At 65.1% G+C, this 16,523-nt stretch carries 19 protein-coding genes; 5 read left to right on the forward strand and 14 right to left on the reverse strand.

The window, feature by feature from the left end; all coding sequences use genetic code 11:
- The first annotated feature begins 125 nt into the window (after nt 1-125).
- Nucleotides 126-590: an Lrp/AsnC family transcriptional regulator gene (locus DFR51_RS10790; protein WP_121050987.1), complete on the forward strand. Its 465-nt coding sequence runs from the start codon at nt 126-128 to the stop codon at nt 588-590.
- Nucleotides 591-793: 203 nt separating this feature from the next.
- On the opposite strand, the gene DFR51_RS19175 is transcribed toward DFR51_RS10790, so the two are convergent.
- From DFR51_RS19175 to DFR51_RS10800, 3 genes are all read right to left on the reverse strand, one after another.
- Complete coding sequence (locus tag DFR51_RS19175; protein WP_197723676.1) at nt 794-1,549, reverse strand: hypothetical protein; 756 nt, start codon at nt 1,547-1,549, stop codon at nt 794-796.
- Complete coding sequence (locus DFR51_RS18820) at nt 1,546-2,142, reverse strand: hypothetical protein (RefSeq protein ID WP_126494472.1); 597 nt, start codon at nt 2,140-2,142, stop codon at nt 1,546-1,548. Before DFR51_RS18820 ends, DFR51_RS19175 begins: the two co-directional genes overlap by 4 nt.
- Before the next feature lie 185 nt (nt 2,143-2,327).
- On the reverse strand, nt 2,328-3,242 hold the full coding sequence (locus DFR51_RS10800) for a LysR family transcriptional regulator (RefSeq protein ID WP_121050994.1): 915 nt from the start codon (nt 3,240-3,242) through the stop codon (nt 2,328-2,330).
- A 103-nt stretch (nt 3,243-3,345) separates the two neighbouring features.
- Here DFR51_RS10800 and DFR51_RS10805 point away from each other — a divergent pair, with 103 nt between their 5' ends.
- Nucleotides 3,346-5,445, forward strand: coding sequence for a malate synthase G (locus DFR51_RS10805; RefSeq protein WP_121050996.1), 2,100 nt, complete (start codon nt 3,346-3,348; stop codon nt 5,443-5,445).
- 85 nt (nt 5,446-5,530) lie between these two features.
- Nucleotides 5,531-6,814, forward strand: coding sequence for a putative porin (locus DFR51_RS10810; RefSeq protein WP_121050998.1), 1,284 nt, complete (start codon nt 5,531-5,533; stop codon nt 6,812-6,814).
- Here the strand turns inward: DFR51_RS10810 and DFR51_RS10815 are convergent.
- From DFR51_RS10815 to DFR51_RS10825, 3 genes are read right to left on the reverse strand one after another with little or no spacing between them, the layout of a single operon-like run.
- The gene (locus tag DFR51_RS10815; RefSeq protein WP_121051000.1) at nt 6,811-8,166 is read right to left on the reverse strand and encodes an ATP-binding protein; all 1,356 of its coding nucleotides are present in this window, start codon (nt 8,164-8,166) and stop codon (nt 6,811-6,813) included. The genes DFR51_RS10810 and DFR51_RS10815 overlap by 4 nt on opposite strands.
- Nucleotides 8,166-8,828, reverse strand: coding sequence for a response regulator transcription factor (locus DFR51_RS10820; RefSeq protein WP_121051002.1), 663 nt, complete (start codon nt 8,826-8,828; stop codon nt 8,166-8,168). Before DFR51_RS10820 ends, DFR51_RS10815 begins: the two co-directional genes overlap by 1 nt.
- Complete coding sequence (locus DFR51_RS10825) at nt 8,828-9,169, reverse strand: PepSY domain-containing protein (protein ID WP_207790681.1); 342 nt, start codon at nt 9,167-9,169, stop codon at nt 8,828-8,830. Before DFR51_RS10825 ends, DFR51_RS10820 begins: the two co-directional genes overlap by 1 nt.
- Nucleotides 9,170-9,284: 115 nt before the next feature.
- Between DFR51_RS10825 and DFR51_RS19020 the strand changes: the two genes are divergently transcribed.
- Nucleotides 9,285-9,542, forward strand: coding sequence for a PepSY domain-containing protein (locus DFR51_RS19020; protein ID WP_160119048.1), 258 nt, complete (start codon nt 9,285-9,287; stop codon nt 9,540-9,542).
- A 106-nt stretch (nt 9,543-9,648) separates the two neighbouring features.
- Nucleotides 9,649-10,461 (forward strand): enoyl-CoA hydratase-related protein, encoded by an 813-nt coding sequence (locus tag DFR51_RS10835; RefSeq protein ID WP_121051565.1) that lies wholly within the window; start codon nt 9,649-9,651, stop codon nt 10,459-10,461.
- On the opposite strand, the gene DFR51_RS10840 is transcribed toward DFR51_RS10835, so the two are convergent.
- From DFR51_RS10840 to DFR51_RS10875, 8 genes are all read right to left on the reverse strand, one after another.
- Nucleotides 10,458-11,228: an enoyl-CoA hydratase gene (locus DFR51_RS10840; protein WP_121051004.1), complete on the reverse strand. Its 771-nt coding sequence runs from the start codon at nt 11,226-11,228 to the stop codon at nt 10,458-10,460. The genes DFR51_RS10835 and DFR51_RS10840 overlap by 4 nt on opposite strands.
- A complete protein-coding gene (gene tgt, locus DFR51_RS10845; RefSeq protein WP_121051567.1) occupies nt 11,228-12,352 on the reverse strand; it encodes a tRNA guanosine(34) transglycosylase Tgt in 1,125 nt (374 codons plus the stop codon). The genes DFR51_RS10840 and tgt overlap by 1 nt, the downstream gene beginning before the upstream one ends.
- Before the next feature lie 39 nt (nt 12,353-12,391).
- Nucleotides 12,392-12,925 carry a hypothetical protein gene (locus DFR51_RS10850; RefSeq protein WP_126494474.1) on the reverse strand — a complete coding sequence of 178 codons (534 nt, stop codon included), beginning with the start codon at nt 12,923-12,925 and terminating at the stop codon, nt 12,392-12,394.
- Nucleotides 12,926-12,972: 47 nt separating this feature from the next.
- The gene (gene queA, locus DFR51_RS10855) at nt 12,973-13,998 is read right to left on the reverse strand and encodes a tRNA preQ1(34) S-adenosylmethionine ribosyltransferase-isomerase QueA (RefSeq protein ID WP_121051008.1); all 1,026 of its coding nucleotides are present in this window, start codon (nt 13,996-13,998) and stop codon (nt 12,973-12,975) included.
- A 1-nt stretch (nt 13,999) separates the two neighbouring features.
- Nucleotides 14,000-14,713 (reverse strand): peptidylprolyl isomerase, encoded by a 714-nt coding sequence (locus tag DFR51_RS10860; RefSeq protein ID WP_121051569.1) that lies wholly within the window; start codon nt 14,711-14,713, stop codon nt 14,000-14,002.
- A gap of 65 nt (nt 14,714-14,778) precedes the next feature.
- A complete protein-coding gene (coaD, locus tag DFR51_RS10865) occupies nt 14,779-15,273 on the reverse strand; it encodes a pantetheine-phosphate adenylyltransferase (protein WP_121051010.1) in 495 nt (164 codons plus the stop codon).
- Between the two features lie 22 nt (nt 15,274-15,295).
- Entirely contained in the window at nt 15,296-16,192 is an 897-nt protein-coding gene (locus DFR51_RS10870) for a polyprenyl synthetase family protein (RefSeq protein WP_121051012.1), read from the reverse strand.
- Nucleotides 16,193-16,200: 8 nt separating this feature from the next.
- Entirely contained in the window at nt 16,201-16,452 is a 252-nt protein-coding gene (locus tag DFR51_RS10875) for an exodeoxyribonuclease VII small subunit (protein WP_121051014.1), read from the reverse strand.
- Nucleotides 16,453-16,523: the final 71 nt, after the last annotated feature.

The following is a 16,523-nucleotide window of genomic DNA, read 5'->3' on the forward strand; positions in this document are numbered from 1 at the left end:
TTGCTCCGCGATTGTGCGAGCGGACCATATATTACGCCTGCCCGCGCGCGGTCCTTGCGAAATGGGGTCGACAGACCAAGTGTTTTGGCAGAAACGATTGCCGGAAACCGTCAGGAAGCAATTTTATGCCAACCCAGCCGCTCGACGCGCTCGATGTCAAAATCCTTGAGTGCCTGCAGGCAGACGGCCGCATCACCAATCAGGAGCTTTCGGAGAAGGTCGGCCTGTCGCCGAGCCCGTGCCTGCGCCGCGTGCGCCAGCTGGAGGCGGCGGGCATCATCACCGGCTATGTTGCCCTCGTCAGCCCCGATCAGGTCGGCCTCACGATCAGCGCCTTCGTGCGCGTGCGGCTCAACCAGCAGGACGAAAAGCACCTCGACATCTTCGAAACCGCCGTCGCCGCCTTCCCGGAGGTGATGGAATGCTACCTGATGACCGGCGAAGCCGACTACCAGCTCCGCGTCCTCGTCCCCTCACTCTCCGATTTCGAGGACGTGCTGCGGCGACTGACGCGCATCGAGGGGGTGGCGCAGGTGACGACGAGCTTCGCGCTGCGGCCGATCGTTTACAAGACGGCGGTGCCGGTTTGAGGGGTTCAGTCTGTTTGTGGACGATCTAACACATACCGGCATAGATCGACATGATCATCACCTGTGGCTGTCTACGATCCCTCTTGTGTATGTCCGAGCCGTTAGAAGCGGGGGCCCTCATATAGGTCATTTCCTATATTTCGACTCGAATGCCGGACATGCTTGGAAATGAGCGATGGAAGTCAGCTCATTTGTGGTTAAGTTTAAACAGGGAATTTGAGAATAACATTGTCAACAAGATCTTCAATGAAGTCAATTACCTTCGACTTGTTGACTGTCACGCCGGAAGGGTGGGCACACGAGTTTCGTGTACCAAGCTTCTGATCAAGAATTTTCCGCACATCGTTCGAGACGATACCTGCGGAGCGGCAAAGCTCAATGAACTTTGTTTCCTTGATTTCAGTGAAGTCGTCCCGTTTGGAAACGGAGGTGATTTTCACGCCCTTATCTTTCGAGAGGGCTGTATTGAAGTCGGCTAGCTTGTGCGCGAGGATGTAGGCGAACAGGTGATCCATCGCCAATATCCAAGTCATAACAATCGCTGCTCGGTTGGCTCCGATCTCAAAGCAGTTGATCGCTTCTTTCAAAAACTCCTTATCAGCTCCAGCAGGAAGCTTATGCTCAAGGCCGCGAAGGGTAGCGCTGGTTTGAGCAGTCACAGTCTCGGCCCCGAGCTTCTTCGATAACGCCTCCCGCATGTGCCGCTGGAGTTTGTATGCACCTTTGACTTTGATGTACTTTGGCGGCTTGGCTTTCAGTCCCTCTGATAAGCGAGCGCTCACGTTGGCAGGAACCGTTAGATCGCACGCCTCAAAACAGTCAGTGATCTGTTTTGGGATTGCTGTTTCTTGGCCCAATTCCACCGTTATAAAATAGACAAACAACTCAACGAGCCCACTCTGGCTCTGGCTCGCCACATCTTCGATGGAGTTATAGAAGCGATTGACCGCATCATTCATTCAGCCGGATTCCGCTTCAATTTATGATTAAAGTGATTATCACCCGCGATGGTGACAGGAAAGTCTGTGGGCGATCGAAAATCTATATAGCCGAATTTACTGCTGGTATCATAGAAGGCCTGCGCGAATGCCTTCGGTATCTTGTCTCCTGTGGCCTTAAAGCAAGTGTAGACCTGATCAGTGTTAGGGTTTTCCAAATTCAATGAATCAGCCATAAACTTCAGGAATATTAAAATCTTCTCAGCGTTATTCTTCGGCGCGAATTGACTATAAAATGCGCCAAGACCAGATGTATCCAAATTTTTGTCGAGCTTGGGAGCGTCGGCAGCCACACCGCTACCACTCTCATCGCCATTCGTTTTCTTCTTGGTTGCACCACGACGCTTGACCTTCTGCTTAGGTGCAGAAGAAGCAGCCTCTTCGTTGTTGCCAGAATGCGTTGCGCTCGCTGGTGTCGATGCTGCTGGTGGAGTGAACTTTAACGCCTCCAAAAGTCTTGATTTGAAATCTGTATATATTTCCCGGACCAAATCGGGATCGCCTTCAATATCGATTACTCCTTGCGAGATATCGATACGTAGCTTTGTGGCCATAATATTCCTCCCGTTATTCGTCCGAGCGGCTTGATCCAGACACCGCTTCTTCACGACAAGATATAAGAGAAACCCGAATATTCAAGAGAAGCGCCAAGAAATTTGTTTCTTGAGCGTAATATAATGAAACATAATAGATTTTCGTGAAGCGCAACCGTAACCCGCTAGTCTGTTCCAGTACCCCATCACCCCTCCCAAGGTGGCACAGGCCCATAAAGCCCCTCTAGAAAATCCGTGAACGCCCGCACCGCAGGCGCAGTTTCGGGGCGGCGGGGGGAGACGGCGTAGATGCCGACGTCTGCCGATCCCTCGCAGTCCGGCAGGATGCGCACCAGCCGCCCGGCGGCGAGGTCGGCGCTCACGTCCCATAGCGAGCGGAGCGCGATGCCGACCCCGGCGATGCACAGCTCGCGGACGACCTCGCTCGAATTGGTGCGCACGCGGCTGGTGCCGTCGATGGTCACCGTGCGCGCACCTGCGCTTCCCCCCACACCCGTCAGTCGCCACGGGAACTGGCCGGTCGCCGCGAGCAGCCGGTGCCGCTGGGTATCGCCGAGCGCCGCCGTGTCCTCCGGCGCGCCGTGCTGCGCGATATAGGCGGGGGCCGCGCAGAGGATGCGGCGGTTGGTCGCCAGCCGCCGCGCGGAGACGCCGCCGCCGACCGTGGGCGTGATGCGCACGGCGACGTCGATGCGCGCCGCCATCAGGTCCACGAACCCGTCCGAAAGATCGAGATCGAGCGTGATGCGCGGATACGCATCCAGAAACCGCTTCAGGTGCGGCGCGATGTGCAGCCGCCCGAACGAGGTGGGCGCGGACACGCGCAGCAGCCCCGCCGGGCCGTCCTTGTCGCCGGCCACGCGCGCTTCCGCCTCCGCCACCGCCTTCAGGATCGCCAGCACGTCCGCGTGAAAGCGCGCGCCCGTTTCGGTGAGCGCGAGGCGCCGCGTCGTGCGGTTGACGAGCGCCGCGCCCAGCCGCGCCTCCAGCCGCGCCAGCCGCTTCGAAACCATCGCAGGCGAAAGCCCCACCGCGCGCCCCGCCGCCGAAAGGCTGCCGCTTTCGATGATCTTGGCGAACAGCACGTAATCGGCATCCATCCGATTTGTTCCCGTCGTGAAAAGCTGCTTTAATTTTCGTTCGTCTACCGCACGAGTTCGCGCTCGTCTATGAACGCGCGAAACCATACGGGACGATCAGACCATGACGACGAAGAACGGCCTCCAGATCGCAGACAGCCTCGTCCGCTTCATCGAAGAACAGGCGCTGCCCGGAACGGGCGTCGCCGCAGACGCATTCTGGGCAGGCGTTGCGGACATCTACGCCCGCTTCGCCCCCGAAAACGCCGCGCTCCTCGCGAAGCGCGACGATCTGCAGGCGCGTATCGATGCCTGGCACACAGCGCGCGCCGGAAAGCCCATCGACGCCGCCGAATATCAGGCGTTCCTGCGCGAAATCGGCTACCTCGTGCCCGAGCCCGCGCCCTTCACCGTCACCACGCAGAATGTCGATGCGGAGCTTGCGACGCTCGCCGGGCCGCAGCTCGTCGTCCCCGTGCTCAATGTGCGGTTCGTGCTCAACGCCGCCAATGCGCGCTGGGGCAGCCTGTATGATGCGCTCTACGGTACGGATGCGATTCCGGGCGCAGCCGCCGGCAAGGGCTACGACCCCGCGCGCGGCGCGGAGGTGATCGCGTGGGCGAAGGCGTTCCTCGATCGCGCCGTGCCCCTCGCCAGCGGATCGTGGACGGGCTGGGCGGGCGGCACCCCCGCGCTCGCCGATCCCGCGCAGCTCGTCGGCCGCGCGGGCGACAACATCCTGCTCCGCCACAATGGCCTCCACATCGAACTCGTCATCGATCGCGCGCACCCGATCGGGAAGGACGACCCGGCGGGCCTCGCCGATGTCGTGCTCGAATCCGCGCTTTCCACGATCGTCGATCTCGAAGACTCGGTCGCCGCCGTGGACGCGGAAGACAAGGTCGCCGCCTATGCGAACTGGCTCGGCCTGATGAAGGGCGACCTTGAGGACACGTTCGAGAAGACCGGCAAGCCGATGACGCGCCGCCTGAACGCGGACCGCGCCTATACCGCGCCGGACGGCGCCGCGTTCATGCTGCCCGGCCGCAGTCTCCTCTTCGTCCGCAACGTCGGCCACCTGATGACGACGCCCGCCGTGCGCCTCCCCGATGGATCGGAAGCGCCCGAAGGCATCCTCGACGGCATCGTCACCAGCCTCATCGGCGTCCATGACCTCAAGCGTCAGGGCCGCTTCGTGAACAGCCGCGCGGGGTCGATCTACATCGTGAAGCCCAAGATGCACGGCCCCGAAGAGGCCGCGTTCACCAACCGTCTGTTCGATGCGATCGAGGATCTGCTCGGCCTTGCGCGCCACACGATCAAGGTCGGCGTGATGGATGAAGAGCGCCGCACCTCGGCCAATCTCGCGGCGTGCATCGCGGCGGTGAAGGATCGTATCGTCTTCATCAACACCGGCTTCCTCGATCGCACGGGCGACGAGATGCACACGTCGATGCGCGCGGGCGCGATGATCCGCAAGGGCGACATGAAGACCTCCGCGTGGATCACCGCCTACGAGAACCGCAACGTGCAGATCGGCCTCGCCTGCGGGCTTTCGGGCCGCGCGCAGATCGGCAAGGGCATGTGGGCCGCGCCGGACCGGATGGCGGACATGCTGGACCAGAAGATCGGCCATCCGAAGACCGGCGCGAACACCGCATGGGTGCCTTCGCCCACCGCCGCCACGCTGCACGCCACGCACTATCACGCCGTCGATGTGTTCGCGCGGCAGCAGGAACGCCGCGCGGAGGGCATCGACAGCCTCGGCGCACTCCTCACCATCCCGCTCGCCGCCGGGCACAACTGGTCGCCCGAGGAGATCCGCGAGGAGCTTGATAACAACGCGCAGGGCATTCTCGGCTACGTGGTGCGCTGGGTCGATCAGGGCGTCGGCTGCTCAAAGGTGCCCGACATTCACGACATCGGTCTGATGGAGGACCGCGCCACGCTTCGCATTTCCTCACAGCATATGGCGAACTGGCTGCTGCACGGTGTCTGCACCCCAGCGGACGTCGACGCCGCCTTCGCGCGCATGGCTGCGAAGGTGGATGCGCAGAACGCGGGCGACCCGCTCTACCGGCCGATGTCCGGCAACGAGGCCACCAGCCTCGCGTATCAGGCCGCGCGCGCGCTGGTATTCGAAGGCGTTGCCCAACCGAGCGGCTACACCGAACCGCTGCTCCACGCCTTCCGCGCAAAGGTGAAGGCCGTCCGCTCAATCTGACATTTCGCTGATACCCCCTGTCAGATACGTGACAGCGCGGCGCTGCTATCGGCAGCGCCGCGTTTGTTTTCAGCAAGGGGGTTTTATGACTTCGTTCTCCGTTCTCCGCCGTTCGCGCCTGCCGCTCTGCGTGGCAGTGCTGCTGGCATCGTCGCTGACACCGGCGGCAGCCGCACCTGCGGATGACATCGCCGAGCTGAAAGCCGCGGTCGAAGCGCTCCGCGCCGATCAGGCCCGCGCGCAGGCGCGCATCGCAGAGCTTGAAGGCGCACTCGCGAAGCAGCGCGAAACGCCCGTCGCCGTCGCAGCCGCGCCCGCCCCGGCACCGAACGCCATCGTCACGACCGCAGCGCCCGTCGGCAGCGAACCCTCGCGCCTCAGCCTCTCGGGCGACGTGCGCGTGCGCTACGAGTCCAATTTCGGCGTCGCCGGCGCGCGCGATCGCGATCGCGGCGTCCTCCGCGCGCGCCTGCGCGCCGCTTATTCGGTGAACGATTGGCTCACCGTCGGCGGCCAGCTCGCCACGGGCGACCCGGACGATCCCAACTCCACCGACATGACGCTGTCGAATTTCAACGACGATCTGCAGGTCAGCCTCGATCAGGCCTATATCCGCCTCACCCCCGGCGATCTTCAGGTCCATCTCGGCAAGATCCCCCAGCCGTTCATGCGTACCGAGCTCGTCTGGGACGGCGACGTCTCCCCGCAGGGCGCGTCCGCGGCGTACACCGCCGATCTCGGCGGCGTGAAGGTGAAGGCGAGCGGCCTCTATTTCATGGTCGACGAATCCGTCGCCGGGCCGGACAGCCGCATGATCGGCGGTCAGCTCTCGGTGCAGACCCCCGCCGCGCCCATTCAGGCAGAATTCGCGGTCGGATATTATGATTATTCGCTTCGCAGCGTCGCAGGCGGTGACGCCGGCGACTTCCGCTCAAACCTCTTCGCGGGCGGGCGCTATCTCTCCGACTTCAACCTGCTCGATGTGATCGCCGCGCTCACCTGGAACGGCCTCGGCGAGAAGTGGCCGGTGCGTATCGTCGGCGACTATGTTCACAACTATGGCGCGGCGACCGATGCCGACACCGGCTTCGGCGTCGACCTTCTCGTCGGCCGCGCCAGCAAGCCCGGAGACTGGCGCTTCACCTACGGCTATGCCGAGGCGGAGACCGACGCCGTGCTCGCGGCGTTCAGCCAGGACAACACAAACATCGGCACGAACTACATGCAGCACACGCTCGCGATCGATTTCGTGCCGCAGCACAACCTCGTGCTCAATGCCACCTACTACCACTACCGGCAGAAGGACGGCGTTATCGGCCCCGTCGACTGGCAGAACCGCCTGCGTCTGAATTTCCTGGTCAACTTCTAGGATGCGCGCGCCGCCGGCCACGCGAGGCGGACTTCAAGACCGCCGAGCGGGCCGGTGCCAAGCGCAAGCGTACCGTCCGTCGCGCGCACCAGGTCGCTGACGATGGCAAGCCCGAAGCCGTGTCCCGGCCCGGCTTCGTCAAGGCGCCCGCCGCGCACGAGCGCCGTCGCCGCGCGCGTATCGGCGATGCCGGGGCCGTCGTCCGAAACCGTGATCCAAACCTCGCCATCTGCGGCCATGCCCGCCACAGCCACGCGCCGCCGGGCGAAGCGCGCGGCATTCTCCATCAGCGCGCCAAGAATTTCGGCAAGGTCCGAAGCCGCGAACGGCAATTCCAGATCCTCCGCCACATCGATCTCGAATACGATGCGCTCACCCGCCTCGGTGCGCTCGATCACGGCGGCGACCGCCTCCACCGCGGCAAGCATCTTCGCGCGCGAAGATGCCTGCGCCTCGCGCGCCACTGCGGAGCGCGAGCGCGCGAGTTCAGCCTCCAGCGCTGCGCCGGCCGCCGCGATGGCGCGGTCGAGGCCGTCCGCCGCCTCATGCGCTCCCGCCTCGCGCGCCCGGCGGCTCTGCGCGGCGAGCGCGGCAAGCGGCGTCTTCAGGCCGTGCGCGAGATCGGCGGCGCGGCGGCGCGCACGATCGACATCCGCCGCGCGCGCATCGGCGAGCGAATTGATGGCGTTCGCCAGCGGGTCGATTTCGGTCGAGTGATCCGCCGATAGCCGCGCACCCGGATTGCGCCGCATCCGGTCGAGTTCCGCGCGGATACGCGCCAGCGGCCTCAACCCCAGCACCACCTGGCCGTAGGCCGCGCCGATCAGCACCAGCCACAACAGCACAAGCGAGCCGACCATTTCCCGGCTGAATTCGCGCTGTGCGTCGTTAAGTGCGCTGTCATCCGTCGCCACCTGCACCAGCACCGGGCGACCGGTCTCGTCGGGCCGCACCATACGCTCGATCAGAAACAGCCCCTGCTCGAACGGCCCGGGTATCCGCCGCACGCGCCACTGGTCGCGCGGTGCACCCGTCGCGGTGGGAAGCGACTGGTCCCAGAGCGAGGGCGAGTGTTCCTGTCCGGCCGGGGTCGTGACCTGCCAGTAAAGTCCACCCGCAGGCTCGCTGAAGCGGCTGTCCGAAGGTTGCGTATCGACAACCGGCTTGCCGTTCGCATCAAGCCGCAGCGTGCCGAGCAACTCGCGCGCTTTTGCCTCCATCGAATGCGCCTCGCGACGCTCGATATGGCGTTCGAACAGGAGGCCGAGACCGAGGCCCGCAAGCGCGAGCGCAAGAAAGATCGCGGCGGCGGCGCTCGCCAGCAGCCGAAGCCGCAGCGAACGCAGCGCCATCAACTCTCCTCCGAAAGCACGTAGCCAAAGCCGCGCCGTGTCTCGACGATGCCAGGTCCCGTTTTGCGGCGCAGCCGGGTGACGAGCGCTTCAATAGCGTTGGTATCGCCCGAATCCGCGGTGCCGTAGAGATGCTCCGCAATATCGTGTGCCGCCGCGACGCCGCCCTTCTGATGGGCGAGGAATTCCAGGAAACGGTATTCGAGCGGCGACAGGCGTATGGCGCGTCCATCGACGTGCGCCGACATGCGGCTGGTATCGAGCGTCATGCGGCCGACACGGATCAGCGGCGACCCATGCCCGGCCGCACGGCGCAGCAACGCCCGCACCCGCGCCACGAGTTCGCCCATTGCGAAGGGCTTGGCGAGATAGTCGTCAGCGCCCGCATCGATGCCTTCGACCTTCTCGGTCCATTCGCTGCGCGCGGTCAGGATCAGCACGGGGAAATTACGCCCGGCGCTCCGCCAGCGCCGCAGGACGCTCAGCCCATCGAGGCGCGGCAGGCCCAGGTCCAGAATCACGGCGGCATAATTCTCGGTATCGCCCCGATACCACGCATCATCGCCTGTCACGGCGAGGTCGACGACGAAACCGGCCTCCCCGAGCGCGCGAACGAGATCGTCCCCGACATCGGGATCGTCCTCCACCACGAGCAGACGCATCAATCGTCCTCGATCTTGATCAGCGCCCCCGTGCGGGCATCGAGTTCCACCTCGCGCACGCGGCCCTTCTTCGTCAGGATCTTGACCTCATAGCTGAGCACGCCGTCGTCCTGCTCCAATTCGATCTTCAGCACTTCCCCTTTTACGCGGGCCTGTGCAAGCGCGAGGATATGGGGCAGCGGCAGAAGATCACCGCGCTCGACAGCCGCGCGAATGGAGTTCGCCTCCTCTACCTTTCTCGCTTTCTTGTCTTTCGCGGGCGCGCCGGAGGCAAGCGCAAGCGCCATCGCCGGAACGACAAACGCAAGACAGAGCAGGCGCAGGCCGGATTTCAGGACCATCTGCATTCGTCCCGCATATCATATCGGGGCTGACACTTCCCTGACGGCTGCAGAAGGGCATGCGTCAGGCGGCGTGCGCTACTCGGCGGCAACACTCAAGCCAAGGAGATTGCAGATGAACCGATTCGTTCTCCCCGTCGCCGCGCTCGCCATCGCCGCGCCGTTCACCGCATGCGCTGCGGCGCCCGCCGCGAAGCCGATGTCATTCGGTGCGGCTGAAAAGCGCGCCGCGAAGCAGGGCATCCGCGCGGACGAGATCAAGATCAAGGGCTCCACGATCAAGGTTGAAGGCCGCGACAACCGGAACCGCAAAGTCGAGCTGTTACTCGACCGCCGAACCGGCGAAGTGCTCGACCGGCGCTTCGACGACTAGGCGCGGGGCGGGAACCGGTCAGGCGAATGCCCCCTTTCAATTGACCGGTTCCCTTGCCACCCGATGCCGCTAAGCATCGCCCGGAACAGCATAAGGGGAGATGCAGATGGCCTACGAACATATCCTGCTCGAAGAACAGGACGGCATCGCGACGCTGACGATCAACCGGCCCCAGGTGCTGAACGGACTCAGCACGAAAACGGTGGGCGAGATGATCCACGCGATCGATTCCGTGCGCGATAACGGCACCGCGCGCGTGCTTCTGATGACGGGTGCGGGCCGCGGCTTTTCCTCGGGCGCCGATCTTTCGGGCGGTAATGCAGGCGCCGTTCCTGACAGCAGCGGTCTCCCCGCGGGCCTGATGGATACGGGCAAGGTGCTCGAAAGCCATTTCAACCCTCTGCTTGAACGCCTGATGGATCTGCCCGTCCCGTTCGTCACCGCCGTGAACGGCCCCGCAGCCGGCGCAGGCGCGTCGATCGCGCTGGCCGGCGACATCGTGATCGCCACCCGCTCCGCCTATTTCCTGCAGGCCTTCGTCAACATCGGCCTCGTGCCCGATGTCGGCTCGACCTGGATTCTGCCGCGCCTCGCGGGCCGCGCACGGGCGCAGGCGATGATGATGCTCGGCGAGAAAGTGCCCGCCGCGCAGGCGCTCGACTGGGGCATGATCTACAAGGTCGTGGACGACGATGCGCTGATGACGGAAGCCGGCGCACTTGCCGCGCGGCTCGCGAAGGGGCCGACACGGGCTTACGCGCTCATCCGTCAGGGCCTGCGCCAGTGCCTCGACAAGCCGCTCAGCGAAGGGCTGATGGTGGAACGCCGCAACCAGCGGCTCGCGGGACTCACGGAAGATTTCGCGGAGGGCGTCGCCGCCTTCCTGCAGAAGCGCCCGCCGAACTTCAAAGGGCGTTAGGAAGCCTGCGAACGCCCTCGCTCGAGGACGGCCTTTCGCCGCGCCTCGACCGCTTCCGCACCGATCGCGCTATTGCCCGCCGACCGCTCCGTCTCCAGTGCCATCGCCTCACCGAAGGGGAGCGCGAAGCCGTCGTCGATCAGCGCTTTCAGCGCCTTCAGCATCGCCGGGTCGGCAGAGACCATGTCTTCGGCAAGCCGCCGCGCGGCGGGCATCAGGTCGGCAGGTGCGACCACCCGGTTCACGAGGCCCCAGCGCTCTGCCGTCGCGGCGTCGATGAAATTGCCGGTCAGTGATATTTCCTTGGCACGATAGGTGCCGATGGCGCGGCTCAGCCGCTGGCTGAGGCCCCAGCCGGGCATCAGGCCGATGCGCGCGTGCGTGTCCGCAAAGCGCGCGGTTTCAGACGCGATCAGCACATCGCAGGCGAGCGCCAGTTCGAAGCCGCCCGTGATGGCGACGCCGTTGATCGCGCCGATCACCGGCCCCGAGAAGCGGCGAAGCGCGCTTGCCGGATCGTCCTTTTCCACAGCGTCGGAGAGGCTCGACGCGCCCGATCCCAGCTCCTTGAGGTCGAGCCCTGCGGTGAACGCCCGGTCGCCCGCGCCGGTGAGGATGATGGCGCGAATGTCGGCGTCAGCTTCAAGCGCATCGATGGTGTGGGCGAGTTCGGTGCGAAGTGCCTTCGAAAGCGCATTCATCGCCTCCGGGCGGTTCATCGTGACGACGGCATAGCCCCCGCAGCGCTCGACCTCGACAACCGCCATCAGCCATCCTTTCGGTAGCGACCGACGAATGCGCGCGCGAACGTCTCCAGCCGCCCCTCCCCGATGGCCTCCCGAAGCCCGGCCATCAACTGCTGATAAAAGGAGAGGTTGTGCTCGGTCATCAGCATCGCGCCCAGGATTTCACCCGAACGGATCAGGTGATGGATATAGGCGCGGCTCCAGCCGTGGCAGACCGGGCAGGCGCAATCGGGATCGAGCGGTCCCGTGTCCTCGGCGAAGCGCGCGTTCCGAAGGTTGATCGGCCCGTCGTGCGTGAAGGCCTGCCCGTTGCGGCCCGATCGCGTCGGCAGCACGCAGTCGAACATGTCGATGCCCCGCTGCACCGCCCCCACGATGTCGTCGGGCTTGCCGACGCCCATCAGGTAGCGCGGCCGGTCTTCCGGCAGCAGCCCCGGCGCATAGTCGAGCACCTCGAACATCTGCGGCTGGCCTTCGCCCACCGCGAGGCCGCCGATCGCGTACCCGTCGAAGCCGATCTCCGTCAGCGCCTGCGAGGAGGCGCGGCGCAAATCCTCGAACATCGAACCCTGCTGGATGCCGAACAGCGCCGCGCGGCCCGCGTGCTCGTGCCCGTCGAAGCCATCGCGTGAGCGTTTCGCCCAACGCATCGACATCTCCATCGACTTCGCTGCCACAGCGTGCGGCGCGGGAAACGCCGTGCATTCGTCGAACGCCATCACGATGTCGCTGCCGAGGTTGCGCTGGATCTCCATCGAGCGTTCGGGCGTCAGCAGGTGCCGCGAGCCGTCGAGGTGGGACGCGAAGCGAACGCCCTCCTCCGTCACCTTGGTGAGGTCGGACAGGCTCATCACCTGATAGCCGCCCGAATCGGTCAGGATCGGACGGTCCCAGCCCATGAAGCGGTGCAGCCCGCCAAGGCGCGCCATGCGCTCGTCGCCGGGGCGAAGCATCAGGTGATAGGTGTTGCCGAGGATGATGTCGGCTCCGCCCGCGCGCACGTCCGCGGGCTTCATCGCCTTCACGGTGGCCGCGGTGCCCACCGGCATGAACGCGGGCGTGCGGATGTCGCCGCGCATCATGCGGATCGTGCCGGTGCGCGCCTTGCCGTCGCGCGCGTGGATGGAAAAGTCGAAACGCGTCATGGCGCGCCGCATAGAGCGAAGCGCGCGCGCAGGAAACCTCTATCCGCTGACGACGTGGATGCTGCCCTTGGCGCCCGCCGCGCCGTCCACCACCTCGTCGGCGAGTTCGATGACGAAGGCATCGCCGTCCGCGGTCTCGCCGGTCAGCGTGTCGCCCGCGCGTTCGAAGGCGATCCCCTTCTGCGTGAAGCGCCGTGCGAACCAGCCCGCCACGGTCTTCGCGCCGGCAGGCGCGGTGAAGCCGACATCCACCGCGCTATCGCCCTTCTTGTCCTTGGCGCCGGCATCAACGCGAATCTCCCCGATCGTCGAGCCGGGATAGAGCTTCACGCCGTCGATATCAAAATCGTCCGCACCGAGCGCCACCTTGGGCAGCTTCAGGTTGAGGTCGAAGCCCGGCGTCGTCACCGTCACCGCCCCCGTCTTGCCGTCCGCTGCGGCCTCGAACACCCGCTTGCCCTGTTCGTTCGCCGCCACGATGGCGACGTCCGCGCCCTTCTCGGGCTGGTCTGCAGGCTCATCGCACGCGGCAAGGCCAAGCAGCGCGAGCGCCGGAATCATCAGCGTCTTCATGATCACCTCATTAACCGTATTACATGCATAATACAGCCAGGATCGGATCACGGCAAGAGCAGGCTCGAATCGCCATAGGAGTAGAAGCGGTATCCGTTTTCGATGGCGTGCGCATAGGCGCCGCGCATCGTCTGCAGCCCCACCAGCGCGCTCACCAGCATGAAGAGGGTCGAGCGCGGCAGGTGGAAGTTGGTCATCAGGCCTTGCACCGCGCGAAAGCGATAGCCCGGCGTGATGAAGATGTCGGTATCGCCGCTGAACGCCGCGATTTGCCCGTCCTCGCGCGCAGCGCTTTCAAGCAGGCGCAGCGAGGTGGTGCCGACGGCGATGATCCGCCCGCCCGCCGCGCGCGCCGCGTTCAGCCGTGCCGCAGCCCCTGCGCTCACCTCGCCCCATTCGGCGTGCATCTTGTGGTCGCGCGTGTCGTCCACCTTCACCGGCAGGAACGTCCCCGCACCGACATGCAGCGTCAGCGTCTCGCGCCCAACGCCGCGCGCATCCAGCGCCGCGATCAGATCCGGCGAGAAGTGCAGCGCCGCCGTCGGCGCGGCGACAGCGCCTTCGCGCGCGGCAAACATCGTCTGATAGTCCTCCGCATCGCGCGCATCGGCCGGGCGCTTGCCCGCGATGTAGGGCGGCAGCGGCATCGTGCCCGCCGCGTGCAGCGCGGCCTCCAGCGCCCCCTCGCATTCGAAGCGCCACAGGATGCTGCCGTCTGCCGACTTTTCGGTGACAACACCCTCCAGCCCCGCGCCGAAATCGACGCGGTCGCCCGCCTTCAGCCGCTTCGCATTGCGGACGAACGCCCGCCACTCATACGGCCCCTCGCGCTTGTGGAGCGTCACGCCGATCTTCGCATCGCCCTTCTGCCCGAAAAGCTGCGCGGGGATCACGCGCGTATCGTTGAAGACGAGCACGTCGCCCGGTGCCAGCAGCCCCGGCAGATCGCGCACCACCCGGTCGTCGAGACCGCCCGGACGCACGACCAGCATCCGCGCGGCATCGCGCGGGCTGGCCGGGCGAAGCGCGATCAGGTCCTGCGGGAGTTCGAAATCGAAATCGTCGACGCGCAAGTCAGTTCTGCGGCGGCGCCGGGGTTTGTGCGGCGGCCTGCTGCTCTGCCGGCGCGGGTTCCGGCGCGGCAATCGCGGGCGGCGGCGGCGGTACGTTGTCGGCGGCGATAGAGGCCTTGAGGATGCGGGAGGGATTCGCAGGCGGCTCTCCGCGCGCGATCTTGTCCACGAATTCCATGCCGGAGATCACGCGGCCCCAGCCGGTGTAGTTGCCGTCCATCGTGCCCGTCATCGGCATGAACATGATGAAGAACTGGCTGTTCGCGCTATCGGGTTCCTGCGTGCGCGCCATGGAGACGGTTCCGCGCAGGTGCGGCAGCGCATTGAATTCCGCCTTGAGGTCGGGAAGGTCGGAGCCGCCCTGCCCGGTGCCCTGCGGGTCGCCGGTCTGCGCCATGAAGCCTTCGATCACGCGGTGGAAGATGATGCCGTCGTAAAAGCCGCGCCGCACCAGCGTCTTGATGCGCTCGACATGGTTCGGCGCCACGTCCGGCCGCATCAGGATGGCAACGCGCCCGCCCGTCGACAGGTCAAGATACAGGATGTTCTCGGGGTCCTTGGCGACGGGAGCAACCGCCGGAGCCGGCGCGGCAGAGGCCGCCTGCTGCACCTTCATCGCCTGTTCCGGCGACATCTTGCTCGCTTCCTGCGCAGACACCGGGGACGCCATCGCGATCGCCAGCATTGCAAACAGCGCAGTCCATACTCGTTTCATGCCGAACCCTCGATTGCCAAACTGCTGCACGCCATAGCCCGGAAAGGCTGCACGCGTGCTGAATATCATGATTTGCCGGCGGCCACTTTCGTCTTCACCGCCGCCGCCACCGCAGGCGTGACGAACTTGCCGATCTCGCCGCCGAATATGGCGATTTCCTTCACCAGGCGAGACGCGATCGGCTGCAGCGCGACGTCCGCCATCAGGAACACCGTCTCGATCTCGCTGTTCAGCTGCTGGTTCATGCCCGCCATCTGATATTCGTATTCGAAATCGGCGACCGCCCGCAGCCCGCGCACGATCATGCTCGCGCCCTGGCTCGCCGCGAAATCCATCAGCAGCGCATTGAACGAAACGACCTCGATCGTCCCGTTCGCGATGCCCGCGGTCTCGCGGCGCACCTGGTCCAGCCGTTCGTCGAGTGTGAACATCGGCGACTTCGAAGGGTTCGTGGATACGCCGATGATCAGCTTGTCGACAAGCTTGGCGCCGCGTCGAATGATGTCGATATGGCCGAGCGTGATCGGATCGAACGTGCCCGGATAAACGCCGATGCGCATGACGTGTCCCCTGCTTGTTGGTCTAGCGGTCGCGTTCGATCGCGAAGCGCGCGATGGCGCGCAACAGATCGGCGGACTGGCCGAAGCCGTGCAGATGCCCGATCGCCTGATCGATCAGCATTTCCGCCTGCTTGCGCGCGCGCTCGATGCCGAGCAGCGACACGAAGGTCGCCTTGCCGGCGCCCGCGTCCTTGCGCACCGCCTTGCCCGTGCGGCCGCTGTCGCCCTCCACGTCGAGCAGATCGTCGGCGATCTGGAAGGCAAGGCCGAGATCGCGCGCATAGCCGCGCAGTTTCACGCGGTTGTCCGCGCTCGCCTTGCCCATGATCGCGCCCGCCTCGATCGCGAAGCCGATGAGCGCGCCCGTCTTCAGCTGCTGCAGCCGTGTCGTCGTGGGCAGATCGAACGTCTCGCCCTCGGCAACGAGATCCATCATCTGCCCGCCCGCCATGCCGGTGGGGCCGCTGGCACGCGCGAGTTCGAGCACCAGCTCGGCCCGCACATAGGGGTCTTCGTGCGTGGCTTCGTCGGCAAGCACTTCGAAAGCGAGCGCCTGCAGCGCATCGCCCGCCAGCACCGCCGTTGCCTCGTCGAATGCCTTGTGCAGCGTCGGCTTGCCGCGCCGCGTGTCGTCGTCGTCCATGCACGGCAGATCGTCGTGGACGAGGCTGTAGACGTGCACGCATTCGGTGGCGATCGCGGTACGCAGCGCGCGTTCCTTGTCGACATGGAACAGGTCGCACGAGGCGACCACGAGCAGCGGCCGCATCCGCTTGCCGCCGCCCATCGCCGCATAACGCATCGCTTCCACGAGGCGCCGACGCGGATCGGCGGGGATCGGCAGCAATTTATCGAAACGCTGGTCGATCGCGGTTCCGATGGCATCGAGCGCGGGCTTCAGGCTGAGCGAAGCGTACACCGCGGCGCCTATTCGGTATCGAAGGGTCGCGTGCCCTTCGGTTCGCCGTCGGGGCCGATCTGGATAAGCTCGATGCGCGCCTGCGCCGCCTTCAGCTTCGATTCGCAAAAGGCCTTCAACTGCTGGCCCTGTTCATAGAGTCCGATCGAGGCTTCGAGATCGACTTCACCGGCTTCGAGCTGGTGCACGATCTTCTCAAGCCGCGCGAGCGCGGCTTCAAAGCTCAGCCCCTCCAGCGATGCCGTGTCCACGCCGGTCATCTCACTCCCCATGCACGTTCAGTGAAGCGCGTTTTGGACGGGCGATGCGTGGCGGTCAACAGGGGTTTGGG

This window comes from Sphingosinicella microcystinivorans (assembly GCF_003634215.1).
Taxonomy (GTDB): Bacteria; Pseudomonadota; Alphaproteobacteria; order Sphingomonadales; family Sphingomonadaceae; genus Sphingosinicella; species Sphingosinicella microcystinivorans.